The following is a 15,685-nucleotide window of genomic DNA, read 5'->3' as shown; positions in this document are numbered from 1 at the left end:
TCAACCGTGGATTCAGTTTTTTCGGAGAATAAGTTAGTGTTTGAACGACCTCAAGGCGGGGAGCGAGCGGTATTAGTGCAACTAACACTGCCGGGAGTTGATGCAGATAAGGCATTGCAGGAATTTGAAGAATTAGCACTTTCAGCAAAAGCAGAAATATTGGATTGTGTTTTAGGCACTCGAGCAACTCCTGATGCCAAATATTATATCGGTAAAGGTAAGGCGGAAGAAATTGCGCAGCTGGTTAAAGTGCTTGATGCTGAATTGGTGCTGGTCAATCATGAATTGTCGCCATCGCAAGAACGAAATCTGGAGCGTTTATTTGAATGCCGCGTAGTAGATAGAAGCGGTTTAATTCTGGATATTTTTGCTCAGCGCGCACGAACTTTCGAAGGGAAACTGCAAGTTGAGTTGGCTCAATTACAACATTTATCAACGCGCCTGATACGTGGTTGGACCCATTTGGAACGGCAAAAAGGAGGTATAGGATTAAGAGGCCCTGGTGAAACGCAATTAGAAACAGACCGTCGTTTATTGCGAGAACGCATCAAATACATTAATAAACGTTTGGAAAAAGTACGTAGTAGTCGGGATCAAAACCGACAGGCCAGACGTAAAGCCTCTTTGTTTACCGTGTCTTTAGTAGGCTATACCAATGCTGGTAAATCCACTTTGTTCAATACTTTAACTGGTGAAAGCATTTATGTGGCAGATCAGTTGTTTGCTACTTTGGATCCAACCATGCGTCAACTCAATTTACCTGGTTCTTCCTCAGTGATTTTAACTGATACGGTAGGTTTTATCCGCGATTTGCCTCATCAATTGGTAGAAGCATTTCGTGCTACTCTGGAAGAGACACAACAGGCTGATTTGTTATTGCATGTAATTGATATTTCTGACACTCATTGGCGAGACAACGTTTTTTCAGTGCAACAAGTTTTAGATGAATTGGGTGTGCATGATATCCCCATCATACAGGTATTCAATAAAATTGATTTAAAGGAAGGGTGGAAGCCTAAAATTGACTATCAGGACGAGAAGTGTAAAGTCTGGATTTCTGCTGCAGCAAATTTAGGGTTGGATTTACTTAAAGAAGCGATTAGTACCCAATTGCATGGAGCAGTGCTTATTGAAAATGTAGTGCTTAAAGCGACCCAAGCTAAATTACGCTCACAACTTTATGAATTGGGCTCTGTTTTAAGTGAGTCACATAATGAAAACGGTGACTGGTTGCTGAAGATTCGGATTACTCAAGCACAAAAACAACGCTTGTTTGCGAGTGAGGATTCCTGATAGGAGAAAGGCAATTTCGCAGCGCCTCCACTTTGGTGAGTGTTTAGCCCCGTGCGAATAGACATTAACATGGGGGATCGGAGCTAATAGCTTATTTGAAGCTTTGTTTCTGTATTTTATGTCTTTCCTATCTCCATATCCAGGGTCTTAAGGTCTTGGCCGCCATAAAGAGTATTAACAAGTTCCCCTTTAGGATTAATGACGAAAGTAACAGGTACCCCAATAATATCACCTAGCCCTAATGCAAGCGCCGCATCGGTCACAAGTGAGGGATACTGAATATTGAATTTTTGAATGAGCTTTTTTTGTTTATGTACCGGGAGTCCATCGTAATTTACTGCAAATAATACAACAGGATCTTTTTCGTGTTTTTGATAAAATCGATTCAATTCAGGAATTTCCTCAATACATGTTTTACACCAGCCCGCCCAGTAATTAATAAGCACCCATTTCCCTTTTAAAGAGGCAAAAGAAATGGTATTGCCTTGAGTGTCCTTAAGCAGAACATCCGCCTTGCTTAGGGGAGCGGTGGCCATTAAAATCAATAGGACAAAGGTTTTTATTTTCATCATAGTTATCTCATACAAATATTGAATTACTTCATTCTATGTAAAACAGCCCCTAATGGGAAAAAATATTTTTTTACTATATCAAAAAACACTCCTGAAATCGCATAAATTTAACGAATTTGGCTAGCATGGTAGACCATTGGTAAATGATTTGGGTATGATGAGGGTATTTCAAAAAACGAAACGCTCCAATGGCAAAACTCTATTTTTATTTTGCAGCAATGAATGCGGGGAAAAGTACGGTTCTCTTGCAATCAAGTTATAACTATCGTGAACGCGGTATGGATACTTTGTTATTTACACCGGCAATAGATAATCGTTATCAGCATGGTGCTATCCATTCGCGTATTGGTTTATCTGAACACGCTTTGATTTTTAATCCTGAAGACGATCTGTACAAGCAAGTTCTAATGCAAGAAAAAAAATACGCTTGTGTTTTAGTGGATGAAGCTCAATTTTTAACGCGGATACAAGTTCATCAATTAACGGAAATTACTGACCAATTGGACATTCCTGTGCTCGCATATGGATTACGTACTGATTTTCGTGGTGAGTTATTTGAGGGAAGCCAATATCTTTTAGCTTGGGCGGATGAGTTGGTCGAGCTTAAAACCATCTGTCACTGCGGTCGTAAGGCAACCATGATCCTACGATTAAATGCCCAGGGTGAGGTGATTACCGAAGGCGAGCAGGTCGTTATCGGTGGCAATAACATGTATTCCTCGACGTGTCGTAAACATTTTAAGCGTCGGGATCCAGGATGTACATTGATTATAAAAGAACCAAAAGAAGCAGAGAGTTTAGCCTAATTGGAGTTAAGTTTGTACAGGAGTCGGCAAAGAAGAATGCGCTAATCTACAGCTTGCACTTAAATTTTTTTGTTTAACTTCCAATTTAATGGAACCGAGAAAAAAAACTTTTGTTCGATCATTAAGTTTATAAACTCAGGGTACTACTGTCCTCGATAACTGGCTTTTTATGAGGACAATCTATAATTGCAGATATTGCAAACTCAACGAGTTCCTCGTCAGTACGAATACTTTTTGGAACACCTTTCAATGCAATCGTTTCACCGGTTGTCTCATATGAATCCAGCATAGTCAGGTATTTGGCAGAACTCATTAGATAAGCAGTATCGGTTAGACTTAAAATTCTATCACCTTTATCAATAAGTCCAAATGCTATTGCCCGCTCATTCATTTTTGCAAAATATTTGTCGTACTGGGGGCCATGTCCAGTAGTGGTTGAGAAAACTTCTAGCGACATTATTCTTTTGCGAAAGTTTGGATTAATGATAGTAGTCGTTTCTACTTCATCCGCTTTGGCAAAGCCACTCCAGATACGTCCCGCGGCTTGCACGAGCATCAGACTATGAACATCCGTGTCAAATACTGGGCGCCAGTCATCCTCTTCTGTTACCCCCAAGATTGCTGTTGTCTCATTATTTCCCTCAGCGAGATCAAAAATATTTTCAAGCCGTGTGCGGTTCCCCAATTCTACCTCTGTCGCGAGAACCTTTTGAAAATACTCAAATTGTTCAATATCAATATGTCGAGCTGTTTGTGGACGAATATAGACCATAGGCAAACACATCGATGCGATGGTTCCTTTCGCTTGAATGAGCTGAAATCCTATAGTGTATTCTTTAACTGTATGAGGATCAGGTGAGGTTGACAACAGCAAGCTACTTTTTGTTGGATCGAATATAAACTCAGCAATATTTAAACCTTTAGGCCTTTTTTGGTATTTTCCTGCACCAAGTCTTCCATCATGTGCAATATTTTCTGCTTCTTTCAAACCAGCCATTCCGCGGTGGACTAAGCTTGGGTCCGACGGCAAACTATGAATCATATCTTTATAACTTACTTTTACCTTTGTAGCAGTCAGAGGCTTATGATGCTCGGAATGTGTAATTCTAGGGAGATCGAGGCCGAATATGCCTTTATTAGGGTATAGATTGCGTAAAACCAAACTACGGCAAGGACTGATACTACTTACTCGAGTTAATCTTCTCATGATGGGCTCTCTTCTAGTGCACTCTTCAAACAAAAGATAGTAAATTTAAGTTTATTGCTTATTTTATAAGCATAGTTTAAAAAAATAATTGTTCAAAAAATGAGTAAGAAGAAAATTCGCCATTACACAATTTATCCAGTAAAAATGGGTTTCTATTTAATAGTTTTAATTCCAGGTAGCAAAAATACTTTTCCTTAGCTTCCAATTTGCCGAAAGCTAAGAAAAGAATTTAGTGGTTGAATTTACATCCTCAATTCATTGAAAGATGATACCAGTTCTTTTTCAGGATTTGATTCAATTAAGGAAAGCGCATACTTAACAAGTTCTTCAGATGCAATGGGAATACTTTTAGGTACGGAGCTTAATATAATAGTTTGTCCGTTTGTCTTATATTTTCTCTGAGCCTCTTGGTATTCAGGAGAGTTCATTAGCAAAGAAACATCAAGCAGTGTTAAAACTCTCTCGCTATCATCGATTAATCCTAATTTGCGTGCTCGTTTGCTCATGCGATCAAGGTGTTCTTGAAAGTGCTTTCCTTCACCTGTCGATGTTGTAAAAACTTCTATCGCCATTACTTTTTTTTGAAAATCTGGATTACTAATTGTTGTTGCCTCGATCTGGTCTGCTTTCATAAAGCCACTCAAAATACGCCCAGCAGCGTCGCTCACGAGCACTATACTATGAAGATCTCGAACTCTTGGACGCCAATCCTCCCCTTTTTTTGAGGCAAAGATAGCTGTTGTTTCATTATTTCCATCAGCAAGATCAAAAATGTTTTCACCTCGGGTAAACTCTGTGCTGTCTCGTTCTGCTTCAAGACATTTTTGATAGTATTGAAACTGTTCTTCATCCACATGCCGTGAAGATTGCGGGCGAACAAATACAGAGGGTAAGTTCATTGAGATAATACCACCCTTTGCTTTGATGAGTTGAAACCCTATCATGTATTCTTTAACGGTGAAGGGATCTGGTGAGGTAGATAGCAATACACTGCTCTTGGGTTTATGTATAAATAGAGGAAGACCTAAATCAAAAGGTCTTTTAGCATAAGTGCCGCCGCCTATTACGCCCTCAGTTGCAATATTGATTGGCTCCTCATGTCCAGACATGCCACGATGAACTATGTCTGTACCTGACGGCAAACTGCCAAGCATATCGGTATAGCTTACCTTTCCCTTTGTAAGCGGGATGTGATCACACCCTGTGAGATCAAAAGTTTGAACACCGCTGAAAAGTTTTCCAGTTAACGAGCTCCTTGTCTGACTTAGAATTACAGCGCCAAATGGATGTATATTTAGACCAGCTAAATTTTTGGCTTTACTCCACATAATTTGCCCTCCAGGTGCTTGAATAGAACATTGGTGATTTCTTTTAGTCATAGTGGGTTAATTTAAAGCATAGCACAGGCAGGATTTTGTTCAAAAAAAGAGGACAGATTGCTTCATAAAAATGCTAAAGACACTGAAAGTATATTAGAGACGCTGTTAGGAAGATTATTGAATGAAATGGTTTCTCATTTTGTCTCAGTTTAACATCTATATCGGATGACGTATTTTAGGCTATGCTATATAGCAACGATGGAAATTATGTTTTAGTTAGCTAACATGGAGTGTATTCATGAGCGAAATTAAAGTGGAGCGATTAATCAAAGGTATCCTGGTCCGTGAAGGTGGTGGTGTAAAATTACATCGCTACATTGGTATCGAGAGAAGCAATGATTTTGAACCTCTTCTTTTACTCGATTATTTTAATAGCACCGATCCTTTGGATTTTATGGCTGGTTTTCCTCCTCATCCACATCGTGGTTTCGAGACAATTACTTATTTGCTTGATGGCAGTATTACTCACGAAGACAATAAAGGCCATAAAGGAGTTATTGGTGCTGGAGATGTCCAATGGATGACTGCTGGTAGAGGAATTATTCACTCAGAAATGCCTTCATCCAATGGTAGACTACATGGGTTACAGTTGTGGTTGAATTTACCAGCGTTAGAGAAAATGCGTGATCCACGTTATCAGGAAATGCAAAGCGCCCAATTGCCGGTGGAGACAAATGACACCGGTGCTCAAATAAAGGTTATTGCGGGGAAGACAGATAAAGGAACCTATTCGCCAATTTCAGGCATTGCCACACAACCTTTATTATTTGATATTATTTTACCTCCTGGCGCAAGCTTGCAACAGCATATCCCTAATGATTACCAAGCTATTCTGCTTGTGATTTCGGGAACGGTTCGCATAGGCGAGCAATTAGTACAACACGATACTTTGGCAAAACTTGGAGGTGGGGATGCTTTATTTTTGAAAGCTGAGACAGCAAGTCAATGTATTATGATTGCCGCGGCCAGGCTTCATGAGCCGATTACCCGCCATGGACCGTTTGTAATGAATACCCAGGAAGAAATAATACAAGCGCTGGATGATTTTCGAAGTGGCAGATTCTAACTCCAATGCGATTGTATGTAGCAGAATTACCAGGTGCTGTTCCTTTTTCGCAGGCTTGAGTGAAAATGGTTAGATTTTTCGAGCACCGAAGCCCAAATGGAAAAAGACCCTAAATTTGGTCTAAAATTGGATTATTAATGGTGAAATAAGAGAGGGAATAGGAGTAAAACTTGTGCATCCACGGAAAGAGCAGTCTGCCAAAGAGATCTATAGGATTGTAGATCAATACTGCGAAGGAAATTTACACAGCAAATACAGCTCAAGTTCAGCGATATCTCTGGTTTTGGGTATTACAGATACCGATGCGCAGAAATTGATTCATAAAATTCTAATTGCTTTGCCTGATTGTTTTTTTTATTTGGCAAAACCAGAGCGTGTTAGTGAGATGGTGGGCTTTATTGCGCAACAGTTTTTGCTTTTTCAAGTACAAGAAAATATTAATGATGAATTATTTCCTACCTTGCTTATTAACTTTGTCAACAACTTAGTCGAAGAAATTATGCTTCGGTATTACTCATACGCGTGACCAGGTGATTTATGACTAGAGAAGAGATAGCTCAGGGAACAGGACTTAGCAGCGGAGATCTGGACACATTATTTTTGCTGGAACGGGTTATCCAAACGGATAAACAAGGCCCAGATGGCGAGTTAACGCCCGAAGAAAAAAAGAAAGTTGACGCTTTTTTAGAAAAATTGATAAGTAATCTGGAATTAAGCAAACAACTTCTTGAGCTAGGAAAACTGGAGCGGCAAGATACAGGCATTAGTTTTGCGATGATAAATATGCTAAAAAACATAGCGTTTAAATCAAGACATTGGCATGAAATTCGTTCTGATGGTTATCAGAAATTAACGTTATCTAAAATAGGAGCTTTATCTGATTTAGCTTCTCTTGCACGTGATTTGGCTGTACTTGAGCGTTCTGGGTTAATAATTGAATCCTCTTCTTTGGCGGAACTGTATTCTGATGCCCAAAAAGCATTAAATCAAGGCTTTTCCAAAGGTATTGATATTTCTTCCCAGGCTATGGTTTTTGAGATTCAAGCAAAAGGTGCCCCCATGTTACTCCATCCCAACTATCAAAAAGAAGATGAATTTGTCTTGTCTGAATTTCTCTATAGTGAGGAATATAGGATCAAGCTGGATAAATTAATTGAAGGTGATGAACTAAAAGAATTCCTAAAAAAACATTTAGGTGATGACTGGTTACCGCAATTGGAAAATAAATTTGCGATTATTCAACGCGAAATCCATGATGCCCAACTCATAGGTCCTATTTATCATGGGCTCATTCATCAGAGTACATCAGCCCAAGAAGATTTCCGCTCGGAAGATAAAAGCCCAGTTACCCTTATTTGCTCCCCATTTGTAGGTGTCTGTACTATATCAGCTATTAACGAATTAAATGAGCAGCTGATGTATGAGTTGAAAAATAAGGGTGTGGAGGATATCCCTTCTCCTGTGCTGCAATTACCGGTTAGTGAAAAACTAAAGGCATTGTCTCCTTCTCAATTTATTGATGCTCTGGACAAAAGTGGTGCTTTAGAGCGATTACCCGGAAAGGCAACTATTATGATGAAAGAGCGTTTGAGTGGTGCCAAAAACGAGGGCGAAGATAAGCATCCGCGAAATCATCCCAAATAGCGATAGGCTTCTAGCGAATTTTCGAAGAAGTCTATTGGTAAAAACCTCTTACGTCCCTTTCCCTATTGTGGGAAAGGGTTAAGCGAATTTACTTAAGCCACTCAGTCAATAACGATTCCATTGTTTTGCGAGCAGCAATTAAAGCAGCGGAGTCAAGCAAAGAGGGGCTGTGTAAATCGTCGCAATGCGCTGCCCCTTGAATCAATTGATAAGTTAGTTTGGGGTTCATCGCGTTGCTATTTTTTTCAGCCAAAGAAAGAGTAGACCAGGGATCGTTTTCTCCATTAGTGAAATAAATATTAGATGCCAGGATGTCCATTAAAGGAAAGTATAAGGTATTATTGAGTTCTGTTGTATTGGCCGGTTGAGTTAGACCAAACAAGCGCAGACAGACATTATGGTGATAATCCAAATTAATTAATGAAGAACGCGTAGAAAGTGCAGAATTAGGATGGGCATTTTGCCAATAACCGTATTCTCTGCATGATTGATAGTACCACTGGCGCATTCCTAAACCATCTTTATAATCGCCGGGATTTTCGCTTAGCGCTCCTTGGGCTGTCATATCTACCGCATTAACCCGCATGTCTTGATATAATTTTCTGGCAAATTCAGCATAACCTTGAAGTGGTGTTGGGCTTGCAGATAAATTGGTGCAAAAGGCATCCCGCATTCCGTATTGAACTGCTGCTGCGCCGGTATCCGCAATTAAGTATAAAAAATCAACTGGATCAGTAACCGCAGAGGCATCAAACAATGATTTCATTTGTGCTAATTTCACTGGGTCACTCAAACTGGCTTCCACTTCAATGACAACTTCACGCATTTGACTGGCGCAATGTAAGCCGGCAACTTGGGTGACATGCGCATCGTACTCAACAAAGTCTTCTTTAGCCATGACTGGTGCTGATGAAGCCAAGGCACCGACAACCAAATAAGGGAATTTTAAGCGGTAATAAGCCGATAAAGAGCCCGGATAAGAACCACCAAAAGCAATCCATTTCCCAGTCCAGTTTTTTTCACTTTTTAAATGGCGTTGGAAATAAGCCAAATCATCTAAAGCTGCTTCTGTAGTTAAGAAACGTAAGTCTTTAGTTGACAATGAATTGAAGGGTAAACTTTCACCATAATATCGATGCTCTAGGGCAACCAGTTTGGCATGAAATTTTTGGGCATAATTTCTGATAGCGCCGTTTAGCGCGCGCTTCGTGCAGGCGGCTTCGCCGCAAATATAGAAAAATACCGGTGAATCCTCTTTAGGACCATATGTTTCATCAATATAGAAACGCTGGGGAAAAGTTCCCATAGCCGGGTCATTATGGTCAATCAATTGTTTAAAATATGCGGGTCGGATGGTTTTTCCAGCAATTAAAGGAGTTTTTTCTTCTTGTTTTTTTAGCAAGTAACGCTCTACAATTCCTGCATGGGATGCAGAAAAAGTAGCGTAGAGGCCAAGAAAAAGTATCATCCATTTTTTAATACACATCATATTTATCATCCTTAATATAAAAAAGTATCTGAGTTAAACCAGGCCAAAAACCCGGAGGCAACGGGTCCCATAAGTATTGCTTTTGGTGCCGTTTCCCTAAGGACTCATTCCATTAGCAAAAAATTCCTGGAACCACGCGTTATTTGTTGGAGCGGTGCTGGTTTCAGTAGAGCTCCAATACTTACCATTTACTGCCAATTCAGGAAGAAATCCTAAACTATATAAGTTTTTCGCAATATTGGGGGTATCCGCAGGGCAATTTGCATTGGTGCCGCTAGGAAATCCTAGGGTAAATATTCCTAACTCACAAATCGCTGGTAAATACCGCACATGTGGAGCGGGTGACTCCAGCTGCTACCCAGGGAGCAGGTAAAGCAATTCTAACGTTAACTGCTGGAGTGCGAAGTTTGCTTTTCCAATAGTTTTGGAGGATTCAAGTGCCATAAAGATTGAATAGGAACAATAAAAAAAAGAAAAAAATATAATGGTAGTTGCTGCATGCGGCGCATAAATTCATCCTTTTAATTAAACTAGCGCATAGTGATGCAACCATATTACTGACCTTATCTTTTTTGCAAGAACTGGAGTCTTATCATAGGATGATCTTATGAAAAAAGAAAAGTTGTCTGGGCAATTTACTTGTAGATTGTCCATTTTCATGCCATCATGGTGCCAGTGTAAATTTTTTGAGTAATTTTTATGTTAAAAAAACTTCTCAGCGTTACTCTTTCTTTGGTCACTTATGATGCATTTGCTGTAACGGAGGTGGATTTATATCAAGCGCCATTAAGCAGTTTGAACCAATTTTCACTCAAACAACAAGCAAACATAAGAGCCCGTGCAGCGGCTCCATCTGCGGAAAAGAATGCATTAGAACAAGTGAATCAGACCCAGGAACACTCAAAAACAATCTTGAGATACCAACAAACGTATAGGGGAATCCCAGTTGTTGGCGCACAAATTATGATTACTAAAGAGGATGCACAAGTCAATGGACATTTACTTAGCGACATCCAACTAAATACAAAGGCCGCACTGACCTCAAAGGAGGCTGTTGATTTAGCCAAAAAATCTTGGTTCCGTTTTAATTCACAAATGCCTACCTATGAGGAATTGAGTGAGTTGCAAATTAGGGAAGATCAAAATAATGAACTGAAATTGGTTTATCAGGTTTCATTTAAAACCACTCAAAATGATAACAAGCCAGTGTGGCCCTTTTTTATTGTAGATGCACAAAGTGGTGAAATCAGTAAGCAGTGGAATAACATAAAAAATTTTATGGATGGCGGTCCGGGTGGAAATGAAAAAGTTCATGAATACTGGTATGGAAGAGATGGACTGCCTTTTTTAGAAGTAACTCAACATGGCAGCCAATGCATCATGGATATTGCCAAGGTAAAGCTCGTTAATCTGGAATCTGCCTGGGATTGGAATGATCTTTTGGTTACTCCTTTTGAATATCCTTGTAGCAAAAATATAGAAGAAAACATCAATGGTGCATATTCACCAACTAATGATGCTTATTATTTTGGCCAGACCATAGTGGATATGTATAAAGAATGGTATGGGGTCAATGCACTGCAACATACTAATGGTGCCCCAATGCAGTTAGTCATGCGCGTACATTTTGGCCAGCATTATGATAATGCTTTTTGGGATGGACAATTTATGTCTTTTGGCGATGGGGAGGATTTTTATCCCCTGGTATCTCTTGACGTAGCGGGTCATGAGGTAACACATGGTTTTACTGAACAGCATTCGGGACTTGAATACCATGATCAGTCAGGCGCTCTCAATGAATCTTTATCCGATATGGCAGGCCAGGCAGCGCGTGCTTATCTCTTGGAAAAATTTCCTCAGCTTTATAATAAACTTTACTTGGAGCCAAATACTGTAACTTGGGGTATTGGTGAAACGATTGTTCGTGATTCCTTTGGTAAAGCGTTACGCTTTATGGACTTTCCTTCTTCAGATGGAAGTTCGGCTGATTGTTTGGATAAAAATCTAGCTCAAAGTCATGGGGTCTATTGCGCGATTAGTTATCCAGAAGTGGTTGCTTATGCAAAAGCACATATTTCTAATCCTCAAGAAAGACAAGGTTTTATTGTACATACGGCCAGTGGGGTATTTAATAAAGCATTTTATTTATTAGCGAAAAATATAGGCATTAAAAAGGCTTATCAGATAATGATTATTGCCAACAGCAAATACTGGACACCTACCACTAATTTTACTCAAGGTGCATGTGGTGTACTGTATGCCGCAAAAGATATACGTGTTGATCAGAAAATGGTTCAGACTGTTTTTGGTCAAGTAGGTGTGAAGACCACTGGTTGTAAGGTAAATTAAAATATCTTTCTTCTACCCGGGAAGGTCATAGCGCTCATCCTGGGTTTCATAACACTTTCGATTACATAGTAATTCATGGGGTCGATAACCACTCTATTTTGCTTTAGGCAAATAGATTTTAGGTCTAATGTGTTTCATTTATGTCTTCGGGTAATTCATAAAGCATTTTTTTTGGTCTACATGTTGTTTGCCGGTCAACAGAATTAGTATATAATAATCAGGTTTTTTAATTTGAGTTCACTCTTTTATTTAGGTTGGTCGCCGAATGGTCATCTTTTTTATTACTCTATGCATTTTGGTATTAAGCCTGCTTTGTGTAGCCGTGATGGTTTTCAAGCTCATTCGCCAGCCCGCCGATCCTCTGTCTTTAATGCAATACTTGAAATTAAGTGTAAGTGGAATGATTGCTTTTATTGCAGATACTTTGGGGGTTGGAAGTTTCGCTGTTAATGTGGCTTTGGCAAAATTGATGGGCACATTCCGCGATGACGAAATGCCCGCAGTAAATAATGGAGCGCAAGTGATCCCAGGAACAATTGAATCGTTGTTTTTTATGGGATTGGTTGATGTTGATTTAACCACGCTCCTGACCTTAGTTATGGGTACTTGTGTTGGCGGTCTACTGGGTGGTTTTGTTGTAAGTCATATGAGTAAACAGGCAATCCGTTTAGCTATGGTTTGCTGTTTTGCTTTAATTATCCTGCTTTTAGTTTCACATCAATTCCGTTTGTTACCTGTTGGTGGTGAGTTAACTGAATTGCATTCATGGAAGTTAATCATAGGCTTTTTAGCGATGGTAGTTTGCGGTGCTTTAACCTCAGTGGGAATAGGTTTATTTGTTATGGTACAAGGCATACTGTTTTTGATGAATGTTTCGCCTGTAGTGGCGTTTCCAATTATGACTACCGCAGGAGCCATGCAGCAACCATTAACTACATTTGTATTCTTGAAACATAATAAAATCCCTTTAAAGAAAACCATGATTCTAAGTCTTTCAGGTTGTTTAGGTGTTTTTATTACCATCCCTATTTTTATGCAGCTAACCATTACCTGGTTGCACCTACTTTTATTATTGATCCTGACCTATAATTTTTTTACGGTCGGACGTTCCTATTTACGCTCCAGACCCAAAAAACATTATGCAAAAAACCCAACACCTGTTTCCCTTGTAGCAGCTGAATAATAGTCTATACTTTACACGCTCATTTTGTGAGCGTGTAAAGTATATAATATGATTAGCTAATTTTAAGGTTAAAAAGTACATACTATGGATGAACCTGTCAGTAAATCACAAAAAAAACGGGATGCCGATTTTTTGCAAAAAATGGGCGTACAATTGATTCACTTGAGTTTGTCTAAGCTTGAGTTACTACCGCTTCCTGATAATCTGTACAAAGCAATTATCGATGCAAGGTCCATTAAAAGTCATGGTGCGCAAAGAAGACAAGCCCAATTAATCGGAAAGTTAATGCGTACTGCTGATCATGAAGAAATTTTGGCAGCTTATGAGCGTTTGCTTGAAGAAGACAAATCTGTAACGGCGTCATTTCATGAGGTTGAGCATTGGCGTGATCGTTTGCTCAACGAAGGTAAAGAAGCATTAACTGAATTTATTGAAGCGTATCAGCCCGAAGATGTGCAGCATTTAAGACAATTAATAAAAAAAGCGGTTGATGATCAACAAAAAGAAAAAAATACAGGTGCTGCAAAAGCTCTTTTTCGCTATTTGAGGTCATCTATAGAATGAAATATTCTCTATTTATAAGCTGCCCACGCGGACTTGAATATTTATTAGAAGATGAATTAAAAGCCTTAGGTTTATCGGTTACGCGTGTCAATCCACAAGGGGTATATGGAGATGCTGATTTACTGACCGTTTATAAATTATGTCTTTGGTCACGAATAGCCAATCGTGTGCAGTTAATTCTTTTTAGTGGTTATGCAGGTAATGAGCAGGCGCTGCATCAACTGTGCACAGAGTTTCATTGGCAGACTATATTTTCCCACAATAAAACGATTGCTATTGAATTTCATGGATTTTCTGAGCACATTCGCAATACGATGTTTGGTGCACAGGTTGTTAAAGATGGAATAGTTGATCATTTTCGTCGATTAAATCATTCGCGCCCTTCAGTAGATAAAGAAAAACCACAAATTCTGATTCATGCTTATTTGAAAAACGATGTGGTAACTGTGAGTTTTGATCTCACTGGATACAGTTTGCATCAAAGGGGATATCGTCATAAAGCAGGTGCAGCTCCTTTAAAGGAAAATGTTGCTGCCGCACTGCTTCTGCGTGCGAAATGGCCGGAATTAGCTGCTAAAGGATATGCTTTGCATGATCCCTTTTGTGGTGCGGGTACTTTAATTATTGAAGCAGCGATGATGGCAGCACATATTGCTCCTGGTTTATTGCGCCAGGATCAATCGTTACAATATTGGGCACAACACCAATCTTCGTTATGGGAAAAACTACGGCTAGATGCGCTGCAGCAAGTTAAAACTGTGCCCCTGACCTTATTGGGTACCGACGCGGATAACAAAATAATTGCTATAGCGCGCCAAAACGCTGAACGTGCTGGTGTCACGCCATTGGTTGATTTTAAAACCCAAACATTAAATGAGGTTAAAGCCCCAGCGAAAAAAGGATTAGTTATCTGTAATCCTCCTTATGGTGAGCGCCTAAGTGAGGCGACGCATTTGGTTCCACTTTATCAGCAATTGGGTAAAATTTTGCATGCACATTATCAAGGCTGGCAGGCTGCAGTTTTGACCTCCAATCCTGTTTTAGCCAAAGCCTTAGGACTTCGTGCCGGCAAGCAATACACCATATATAACGGCGCATTGGAATGCAAACTGTATTGTTTGGATATTCATGTAACGAATGAGCTTAAAGGCATCATGAGCAGTACCTTATCTGAAGGTGCGCAGATGCTGTTTAATCGACTGGAAAAAAATTATCGTCACTTACAGAAATGGGCGAAAAAGAATCATATTTCGTGTTATCGAATATACGATGCAGATTTACCTGAATACGCATATGCCGTAGATATATATAATGATTGTGCTGTACTGCAAGAATATGCTGCTCCTGCAAGTATTCCTGCGCATAAAGCAGAGAAACGTAGCTTGGAAGTAATGCAAGTTGTTCCCAGGGCGTTAGGGTTGGAAGCCAATCAATTAGTAGTAAAGCAACGCAAACAACAAAAAGGCAGTGAGCAATACCAAAAACTAGGACAAAGTCGAAAAACCATGATTGTTACAGAGGGGCAGGCTAAATTTAAAGTTAATTTATATGATTATCTGGATACTGGGTTATTTTTGGATCACCGATTAATGCGCTTAAGCTTTGCCAAATTAAATCCAGGAACACGATTTCTCAATTGTTTTTGTTATACGGCCAGTGCCAGCGTTCATGCAGCTTTAGCTGGAGCATTAACAACTAATGTCGATCTCTCCAATACTTATTTGCATTGGGCAGAAGAGAATTTCAAGTTAAATCATCTTGATTTATCGAAGCACCAATTTGTGCAGGCTGATTGCCGTGAATGGATGAGAATGGCTCGCGATCATTTTGATGTTATTTTTTTAGATCCACCTAGTTTTTCCAACTCCAAGCGCATGACGGATACTTTGGATATTCAACGCGATCATGTATCCTTGGTCAACTCTGCTATGCGTTTGCTAAACCCAAACGGCGTTTTATATTTTTCTACTAATTTTCGCCAGTTTAAATTGGATCCTCAACTTATAGAAAAATATTCGGTGCAGGATATAAGCGCTCAAACAATAGATCAGGATTTTAAACGAAATCAAAAAATTCATCGTTGTTTTAAAATAAAGATGCCCCAATTTGCCAGTACTTGAAACAGGAACTGTA

At 39.5% G+C, this 15,685-nt stretch carries 13 protein-coding genes; 9 read left to right on the top strand and 4 right to left on the bottom strand.

What is annotated here, in order from left to right; all coding sequences use genetic code 11:
• The first annotated feature begins 36 nt into the window (after positions 1–36).
• Positions 37–1,293, top strand: coding sequence for a ribosome rescue GTPase HflX (hflX, locus tag Lpar_RS03870; protein WP_058517069.1), 1,257 nt, complete (start codon positions 37–39; stop codon positions 1,291–1,293).
• A gap of 116 nt (positions 1,294–1,409) precedes the next feature.
• Here the strand turns inward: hflX and Lpar_RS03865 are convergent, their stop codons facing one another.
• The gene (locus Lpar_RS03865) at positions 1,410–1,865 is read right to left on the bottom strand and encodes a TlpA disulfide reductase family protein (protein WP_115341201.1); all 456 of its coding nucleotides are present in this window, start codon (positions 1,863–1,865) and stop codon (positions 1,410–1,412) included.
• A gap of 188 nt (positions 1,866–2,053) precedes the next feature.
• Here Lpar_RS03865 and Lpar_RS03860 point away from each other — a divergent pair, with 188 nt between their 5' ends.
• Positions 2,054–2,671, top strand: coding sequence for a thymidine kinase (locus Lpar_RS03860; protein ID WP_058516674.1), 618 nt, complete (start codon positions 2,054–2,056; stop codon positions 2,669–2,671).
• 127 nt (positions 2,672–2,798) lie between these two features.
• On the opposite strand, the gene Lpar_RS03855 is transcribed toward Lpar_RS03860, so the two are convergent.
• A complete protein-coding gene (locus tag Lpar_RS03855) occupies positions 2,799–3,878 on the bottom strand; it encodes a hypothetical protein (protein ID WP_058516673.1) in 1,080 nt (359 codons plus the stop codon).
• A gap of 242 nt (positions 3,879–4,120) precedes the next feature.
• Positions 4,121–5,206: a hypothetical protein gene (locus Lpar_RS03850; RefSeq protein ID WP_058516672.1), complete on the bottom strand. Its 1,086-nt coding sequence runs from the start codon at positions 5,204–5,206 to the stop codon at positions 4,121–4,123.
• Positions 5,207–5,495: 289 nt separating this feature from the next.
• On the opposite strand from Lpar_RS03850, the gene Lpar_RS03845 reads away from it, so the two are divergent.
• The 3 genes from Lpar_RS03845 to Lpar_RS03835 all read left to right on the top strand — a co-directional run bounded on the left by Lpar_RS03845 (position 5,496) and on the right by Lpar_RS03835 (position 7,967).
• Positions 5,496–6,323: a pirin family protein gene (locus Lpar_RS03845; RefSeq protein WP_058516671.1), complete on the top strand. Its 828-nt coding sequence runs from the start codon at positions 5,496–5,498 to the stop codon at positions 6,321–6,323.
• A 172-nt stretch (positions 6,324–6,495) separates the two neighbouring features.
• Positions 6,496–6,849, top strand: a complete 354-nt coding sequence (locus Lpar_RS03840) for a hypothetical protein (RefSeq protein ID WP_058516670.1) — start codon at positions 6,496–6,498, stop codon at positions 6,847–6,849.
• A gap of 11 nt (positions 6,850–6,860) precedes the next feature.
• Complete coding sequence (locus tag Lpar_RS03835) at positions 6,861–7,967, top strand: hypothetical protein (RefSeq protein ID WP_065236062.1); 1,107 nt, start codon at positions 6,861–6,863, stop codon at positions 7,965–7,967.
• An 88-nt stretch (positions 7,968–8,055) separates the two neighbouring features.
• Here the strand turns inward: Lpar_RS03835 and Lpar_RS03830 are convergent, their stop codons facing one another.
• Positions 8,056–9,456: a S28 family serine protease gene (locus Lpar_RS03830; protein ID WP_172465755.1), complete on the bottom strand. Its 1,401-nt coding sequence runs from the start codon at positions 9,454–9,456 to the stop codon at positions 8,056–8,058.
• Positions 9,457–10,155: 699 nt separating this feature from the next.
• Here Lpar_RS03830 and Lpar_RS03820 point away from each other — a divergent pair.
• The 4 genes from Lpar_RS03820 (at position 10,156) to rlmKL (ending at position 15,672) form a co-directional block, all read left to right on the top strand.
• Positions 10,156–11,805, top strand: a complete 1,650-nt coding sequence (locus Lpar_RS03820; RefSeq protein WP_058516668.1) for a M4 family metallopeptidase — start codon at positions 10,156–10,158, stop codon at positions 11,803–11,805.
• A gap of 265 nt (positions 11,806–12,070) precedes the next feature.
• A complete protein-coding gene (locus Lpar_RS03815; RefSeq protein ID WP_058516667.1) occupies positions 12,071–12,988 on the top strand; it encodes a sulfite exporter TauE/SafE family protein in 918 nt (305 codons plus the stop codon).
• Positions 12,989–13,072: 84 nt separating this feature from the next.
• Positions 13,073–13,552: a ribosome biogenesis factor YjgA gene (gene yjgA / locus Lpar_RS03810; protein ID WP_058516666.1), complete on the top strand. Its 480-nt coding sequence runs from the start codon at positions 13,073–13,075 to the stop codon at positions 13,550–13,552.
• A complete protein-coding gene (rlmKL, locus tag Lpar_RS03805; protein WP_058516665.1) occupies positions 13,549–15,672 on the top strand; it encodes a bifunctional 23S rRNA (guanine(2069)-N(7))-methyltransferase RlmK/23S rRNA (guanine(2445)-N(2))-methyltransferase RlmL in 2,124 nt (707 codons plus the stop codon). Before yjgA ends, rlmKL begins: the two co-directional genes overlap by 4 nt.
• The last annotated feature ends 13 nt before the right edge of the window (positions 15,673–15,685 follow it).

Source organism: Legionella parisiensis (genome assembly GCF_001467945.1).
GTDB lineage: Bacteria > Pseudomonadota > Gammaproteobacteria > Legionellales > Legionellaceae > Legionella > Legionella parisiensis.
Note: the sequence above shows the minus strand (reverse complement) of the source record. Positions and strands in the feature narration are given on the sequence as shown.